Origin of the sequence: Burkholderia sp. Se-20378, from assembly GCF_017104665.1 — a bacterium.
Lineage (GTDB): Bacteria > Pseudomonadota > Gammaproteobacteria > Burkholderiales > Burkholderiaceae > Burkholderia > Burkholderia lata.
The window spans coordinates 1-5,725 of the sequence record NZ_JAAGPG010000515.1 but is presented as its reverse complement, the minus strand read 5'-3'; the positions used below and the strand labels follow the sequence as shown (position 1 = coordinate 5,725).

The 5,725-nt window shown below is 66.7% G+C and carries 5 protein-coding genes and 1 pseudogene; 5 read left to right on the top strand and 1 reads right to left on the bottom strand.

The genetic code is table 11. The features are described 5' to 3' along the window. Window positions 1-222: 222 nt before the first annotated feature. The 3 genes from G3N93_RS32605 to G3N93_RS32595 all read left to right on the top strand — a co-directional run bounded on the left by G3N93_RS32605 (window position 223) and on the right by G3N93_RS32595 (window position 3,228). Window positions 223-750: an Lrp/AsnC family transcriptional regulator gene (locus G3N93_RS32605; RefSeq protein WP_174939848.1), complete on the top strand. Its 528-nt coding sequence runs from the start codon at window positions 223-225 to the stop codon at window positions 748-750. 210 nt (window positions 751-960) lie between these two features. Further along, the gene (poxB, locus tag G3N93_RS32600; protein WP_174939850.1) at window positions 961-2,682 is read left to right on the top strand and encodes a ubiquinone-dependent pyruvate dehydrogenase; all 1,722 of its coding nucleotides are present in this window, start codon (window positions 961-963) and stop codon (window positions 2,680-2,682) included. 105 nt (window positions 2,683-2,787) lie between these two features. Further along, complete coding sequence (locus G3N93_RS32595) at window positions 2,788-3,228, top strand: GNAT family N-acetyltransferase (protein ID WP_206134806.1); 441 nt, start codon at window positions 2,788-2,790, stop codon at window positions 3,226-3,228. A gap of 72 nt (window positions 3,229-3,300) precedes the next feature. On the opposite strand, the gene G3N93_RS32590 is transcribed toward G3N93_RS32595, so the two are convergent. Continuing rightward, window positions 3,301-4,218, bottom strand: a complete 918-nt coding sequence (locus G3N93_RS32590; protein WP_174939447.1) for a LysR family transcriptional regulator — start codon at window positions 4,216-4,218, stop codon at window positions 3,301-3,303. Between the two features lie 119 nt (window positions 4,219-4,337). Between G3N93_RS32590 and G3N93_RS32585 the strand changes: the two genes are divergently transcribed. Both G3N93_RS32585 and G3N93_RS41825 read left to right on the top strand, forming a co-directional pair. After that, entirely contained in the window at window positions 4,338-5,321 is a 984-nt protein-coding gene (locus tag G3N93_RS32585; protein WP_174939445.1) for an aldo/keto reductase, read from the top strand. Window positions 5,322-5,548: 227 nt separating this feature from the next. Next, a pseudogene (locus G3N93_RS41825) lies at window positions 5,549-5,725 on the top strand (methyltransferase); the annotation flags it as partial.

The following is a 5,725-nucleotide window of genomic DNA, read 5'->3' as shown; positions in this document are numbered from 1 at the left end:
CGGCGTGCGCGAGGTTCGCGCGCCGCGTGGCGTCGAGTCCGTTCGACAGGTCCGTCATCGCAGGTCTCCCGCGCACCGGTTCGGAGCGGCGCGCAATCAGTGGCAATCGGTCGAATCATGCTACCCGCCGATCCGCAAAATATGCGTCTGATTTCATTGGGAATTCTGCTGTGGATAGTGTAAATATTCCGGTTACGGCCACTCTTCCGGAATATTTCGACCATGAGCGCAAACCCGCGGCGGCTCGACCGCATCGACATCGGCATCCTGAACCAGCTTCAGCAGAACGCGCGGATCACGAACGCGGAACTCGCGCGGGCGGTGAACCTGTCGGCCACGCCCTGTTTCAACCGCGTGCGCGCGCTGGAGAAGCTCGGGCTGTTCCGGCAGCAGGTCACGCTGCTCGATCCGGAGCCGCTCGGGCTGCGGATCAACGTGTTCATCCAGGTCAGCCTCGAGAAGCAGGTCGAGGATGCGCTGCAGCGCTTCGAGGAAGCGATTTCGCAGCGGCCCGAGGTGATGGAGTGCTACCTGATGTCGGGCGACGCCGACTACCTGCTGCGTGTCGTGATGCCCGACATGCGCACGCTCGAGCGCTTCATCATCGAGCGGCTGACGACGATTCCCGGCGTGTCGAACATCCGGTCGAGCTTCGCGCTGAAGCAGGTGCGTTACAAGACCGCGCTGCCGCTGCCGTCGGCGGGGCTGACGCTGGTCGATCCGGACGAATCGGCGTCCGACTGGAGCTGAACGCACCTTCGCAAGCGATACCGCCGGCTGGCCGACGAAACGGCGACAGTCGCCCGACACCGTCGAAAGGGACCGAACGACATGCGCGCCAGCGCATTGCACCTTCACGACGCCGCGCGAAGCGATCGCGTATGCTCGTCCGGTCGCCGGCGCAGGCAGCCACCGGAGCCGGTTCATTCGTGTGACGACCCATCAACGAGCGAGGACAGCATGGCTAAACAGACGATGGCGGAATATCTGGCGAAGACGCTGGCGGCAGCGGGCGTCGAGCGCATCTGGGGCGTGACGGGCGACAGCCTGAACGGCCTGTCGTTCAGCCTGAGCCAGATCGGCTCGATCCGCTGGATGCATACGCGGCACGAGGAAAGCGCCGCGTTCGCGGCCGGCGCGGATGCCGCGTCGACCGGGCGGCTCGCGGTGTGCGCGGGCAGCTGCGGCCCCGGCAACCTGCACCTGATCAACGGGCTCTACGACTGCCACCGCAATCACCAGCCGGTGCTCGCGATCGCCGCGCACATTCCGTCGACCGAGATCGGCCTCGGCTACTTCCAGGAAACCCATCCGCAGGAGCTGTTCCGCGAATGCAGTCACTTCGCGGAACTCGTGACGAACGCGTCGCAGTTCCCGCGCGTGCTCGCGCGCGCGATGCGCACCGCGATCGACGAGCGTGGCGTCGCGGTGATCGTGCTGCCGGGCGACATTGCGCTCGGCGACGGCCCGGACGAGCTGCCGGCGTGGAGCGACGCGGCGCCGCCGTCGATCCTGCCGGCCGATGCCGATCTCGACCGGCTCGCGGCGCTGCTCAATGCGTCCGACGCGGTGACGCTGCTGTGCGGCAGCGGCACGCAGGGTGCGCACGATGAAGTGGTCGCGCTGGCCGATACGCTCGGCGCGCCGGTCGTGCATGCGCTGCGCGGCAAGCAGTTCGTCGAATGGGACAACCCGTTCGATGTCGGAATGACGGGGCTGATCGGCTTCAGCTCGGGCTATCACGCGATGGAATCGTGCGACACGCTGCTGATGCTCGGCACGGATTTTCCGTACCGGCCGTTCTATCCGTCGAACGCGAAAGTCGCGCAGATCGACTGGAAGGGCTCGCAGCTCGGCCATCGCGCGCCGCTCGCGCTCGGCCTCGTCGGCACCGTGAAGGAAACGATCGCGGCGCTGCTGCCGCGCCTCACGCGCAAGACGCAGCGGCGCTTCCTCGAGAATGCGCTGAAGCATTACGCGGCGGCGCGCAAGGGCCTCGACGATCTCGCAGTGGCCGAGCCGCCGGGCCGCGCGATCCATCCGCAATACCTGACGAAGATCGTCGACGACGTCGCGGCGGAAGACGCGATCTTCACGGCCGACGTCGGCACGCCGACGCTGTGGGCTGCGCGCTACCTGACGATGAACGGCAAGCGGCAACTGCACGGCTCGTTCAATCACGGGTCGATGGCGAACGCGATGCCGCAGGCGCTCGGCGCGCAGGGCGCGCATCCGGGGCGGCAGGTGGTGTCGCTGTCCGGCGACGGCGGGCTGTCGATGCTGCTCGGCGATCTGCTGACCGCACGCCAGCTCAAGCTGCCGATCAAGATCGTCGTGTACAACAACAGCCTGCTCGGCTTCGTGTCGATGGAGCTGAAGGCGGCCGGCTATCTCGACACGAACGTCGACCTGAGCCCGACCGACTTCGCGGCGATCGCGAAGGGCGCGGGCATTTTCAGCGTGCGCGTCGAGCATTCGGAGAACGTCGAGGAAGCGCTGCGCATGGCGTTCGCGCATGACGGGCCGGCCGTCGTCGACGTCGTCACGTCGAAGTACGAGCTTGCGATGCCGCCGAAGATCGAGATCGCGCATGCGAAGGGCTTCAGCCTGTTCATGCTGCGCGCGATCCTCAGTGGTCGCGGCGACGAGATCGTCGAGCTGGCGAGAACCAACCTGCGGTAATGCGGTGCCGCGCGCGATGCTTCGGGCCGCGCGCGCGGCGTACCGCAGCGACGAACGCGCCGGGGTGCGTTTGTCTCTGCAGGTCGAATTGAACAATACGAAAACATGGCAATCGAGATTCGCGCTTACGAGGCATCCGACCTGCACACGCTGTCGGCCATCTGGTTCGATGCGTCGCTGCTCGCGCATCCGTTTCTCGGCGAGGCGCGGCTGCGCGAGCAGCGCACGCTGATCGAAACGGTTTATCTACCCAAGGCGGAAACCTGGGTCGCGTGTCGGGCCGGCGAACCGGTCGGCTTCATCGGCCTGCTCGACGCGTCGATCGGTGGCTTGTTCGTCGCGCCGGCGTTGCACGGCCACGGGATCGGCCGCGCGCTGGTCAAGCATGCGCTCGCGCTCAAGGGCGCGCTCGAACTCGAGGTGTACGCCGACAATCGCGATGCCCATGCGTTTTACGCGCGGCTCGGCTTCGAAGAGGTTTCGCGGCGCGATGAGGATGACGAAGGTTTGCCGTTCGCGAACATCCTGATGCGCGCCACGCGTTAAGGGGCGGGCTGGCCGGGCCCGTGTGTCGCGCGGCACGGCATCAGTCGCGATGATGTCCCGGCACGCGTGCGTTCAAGCGGGTGCCGCTTCCCGCCCGGCCGCCACCCACTCGCGCACGGCCTCGACGAACAGGCGCAGCGCCGCCGGCGGATGCCGGTTCGCCGGATAGTAGAGACACAGCGCGCCGAAATCCTGGCTCCATTCCGGCAAGACACGCACGAGCCGCCCGGCGGCCACGTGCTCGGCGACGCGCGATTCCGTCACCCACGCGATGCCGATGCCGGCCAGCGCGGCATCGATCATCAGCCCCTGGTTGCCGAGCGTCATCGGCCCGTCGACATCCACGCTGACGCGCTTGCCCTTGCGGATCAGATCCCATCGATAGAGGGCGCCGCTTTCGAAACGGTAGCGGATGCACCGGTGATCCACGAGATCCTGCGGCCGCTCCGGCGGCGCGTGTCGCGACAGGTAGTCGGGCGACGCCACCGCGACGAAGCGGATCGTGTCGCCGAACTTCACCGCGATCATGTCGCGCGGCACGTCTTCATGAACGCGGATACCGGCGTCGAAGCCGTGCTCGACGATGTCGATCAGCCGCGAATCGGTGACGAACTCGACGTGGATGTCCGGATAGCGGGCGACGAACGCGGGCAGCACATGCCGGATCAGCGGGCGCGCCGCCGCCTCCGATGCACTGATCCGGATCTGGCCGGACGGACGGTTGCGAGCGGTGGCCGCGTCGTTCAGCGCGTCTTCGAGATCGGCCACTGCGGGCCGCACGCGCAGCAGCAACTGCTCGCCGGCCTCCGTCAGCGCGACGGAGCGTGTGGTGCGGTTGAAGAGGCGCACGCCGAGCCGCGCTTCGAGGTGGCGCACCGCGTGGCTCAGCGCCGACGGCGATACACCCAGGATGCGCGCCGCACCGCTGAAGCTGCGCTGTTCCGCGATCGTGATGAAGGTCGTGAGTTCGCCGATGCCGGTGCGGAGCATTTATGAATTTTCCTCAGTAACGCATGAAATGGTACGCCGATTGTTGAGCGCTATCCATCAACCTACACTGGCCTCCTCGGCATTCGGTCGAACCTTTTCATCTTCAGCAGGAGAGCGTCATGCAACAACGCATGCTTGGTAAGAGCGGCCTCGAAGTCTCGTCAATCGGGCTCGGCTGCATGGGATTGAGTTACGGTTACGGCCCCGCGACCGACAAGGCGAGCGGCATCGCATTGATCCGCGCAGCGTTCGAGCGCGGCGTGACGTTCTTCGACACGGCGGAAGCGTACGGCCCGTTCGTCAACGAGGAGCTGGTCGGCGAGGCGGTCGCGCCGTTTCGCGATCAGGTCGTGATCGCCACCAAGTTCGGTTTCGAGGACGGCCAGGCGATGAAGGGTGTCGACAGCCGGCCGTCGCATATCCGCGACGTAGCCGACGCGGCGCTGAAGCGGCTGAAGATCGATCGCATCGACCTGTTCTATCAGCATCGCGTCGATCCGAACGTGCCGATCGAAGAGGTGGCCGGCACGGTCAAGGACCTGATCCGCGAAGGCAAGGTCGCGCACTTCGGGCTGTCGGAAGCCGGCGAGCAGACGATTCGCCGCGCGCACGCGGTGCAGCCGGTCGCCGCGCTGCAAAGCGAGTATTCGCTGTGGTGGCGCGAGCCGGAGGCGCGGATCCTGCCGACGCTCGAGGAACTCGGCATCGGCTTCGTGCCGTTCAGCCCGCTCGGTAAAGGTTTCCTGACCGGCGCGATCGATGCGAACACGACGTTCGCGGAGAACGATTTCCGCAATGTCGTGCCGCGCTTCTCGGAGGAAAACCGCAAGGCGAACGCGGGCCTCGTCGACCTGCTCGGCCGGATCGCGACCGACAAGGGCGCGACGCGCGCGCAGATCGCGCTGGCCTGGCTATTGGCCCGCAAGCCGTGGATCGTGCCGATCCCGGGCACGACGAAGCTGCACCGGCTCGACGAGAACGTGGGTGCGGCCGACGTCGTGCTGACGGCCGACGATCTCGCCGCGATCGAGACTGCGCTGCAGCAGATCCGGATCGTCGGCGAGCGCTATCCCGCGCACTTCCAGCAGCGTGTCGATCGCTGACCGGGCTGCGGGCGGCCGATCGGGCACGAATTGATCAGCGGAATCAGGGACAATCTTCACGTCGCCTTAAGTTTGCGTTTCCTAGAATCGATTTGAACGTCGCTCTTCCTGCGACGGACCGATTCGTCCAGGAGGATGCGCATGCCCAAACCCCGTGTCGCCGTAGCCCTGTTCCACGAAGCCGTCGGCACGTCGAGGCCGACAGCGCAACCGTTGAAGGGCTGCCCATGATGTGGCCGAACGCGTGGCGTGTCTCGGCACTGTTCGTGCGCGAGTGGGTCGGCCGTCCGGCCGCGGTGGGCGCGTTGTGCCCGAGTTCGCGGCAGCTGGCGCGCGAGATGGCCGATGCGGTGCCGGACGGCGACGGGCTGGTCGTCGAGCTCGGCGGCGGCACCGGCGCGATC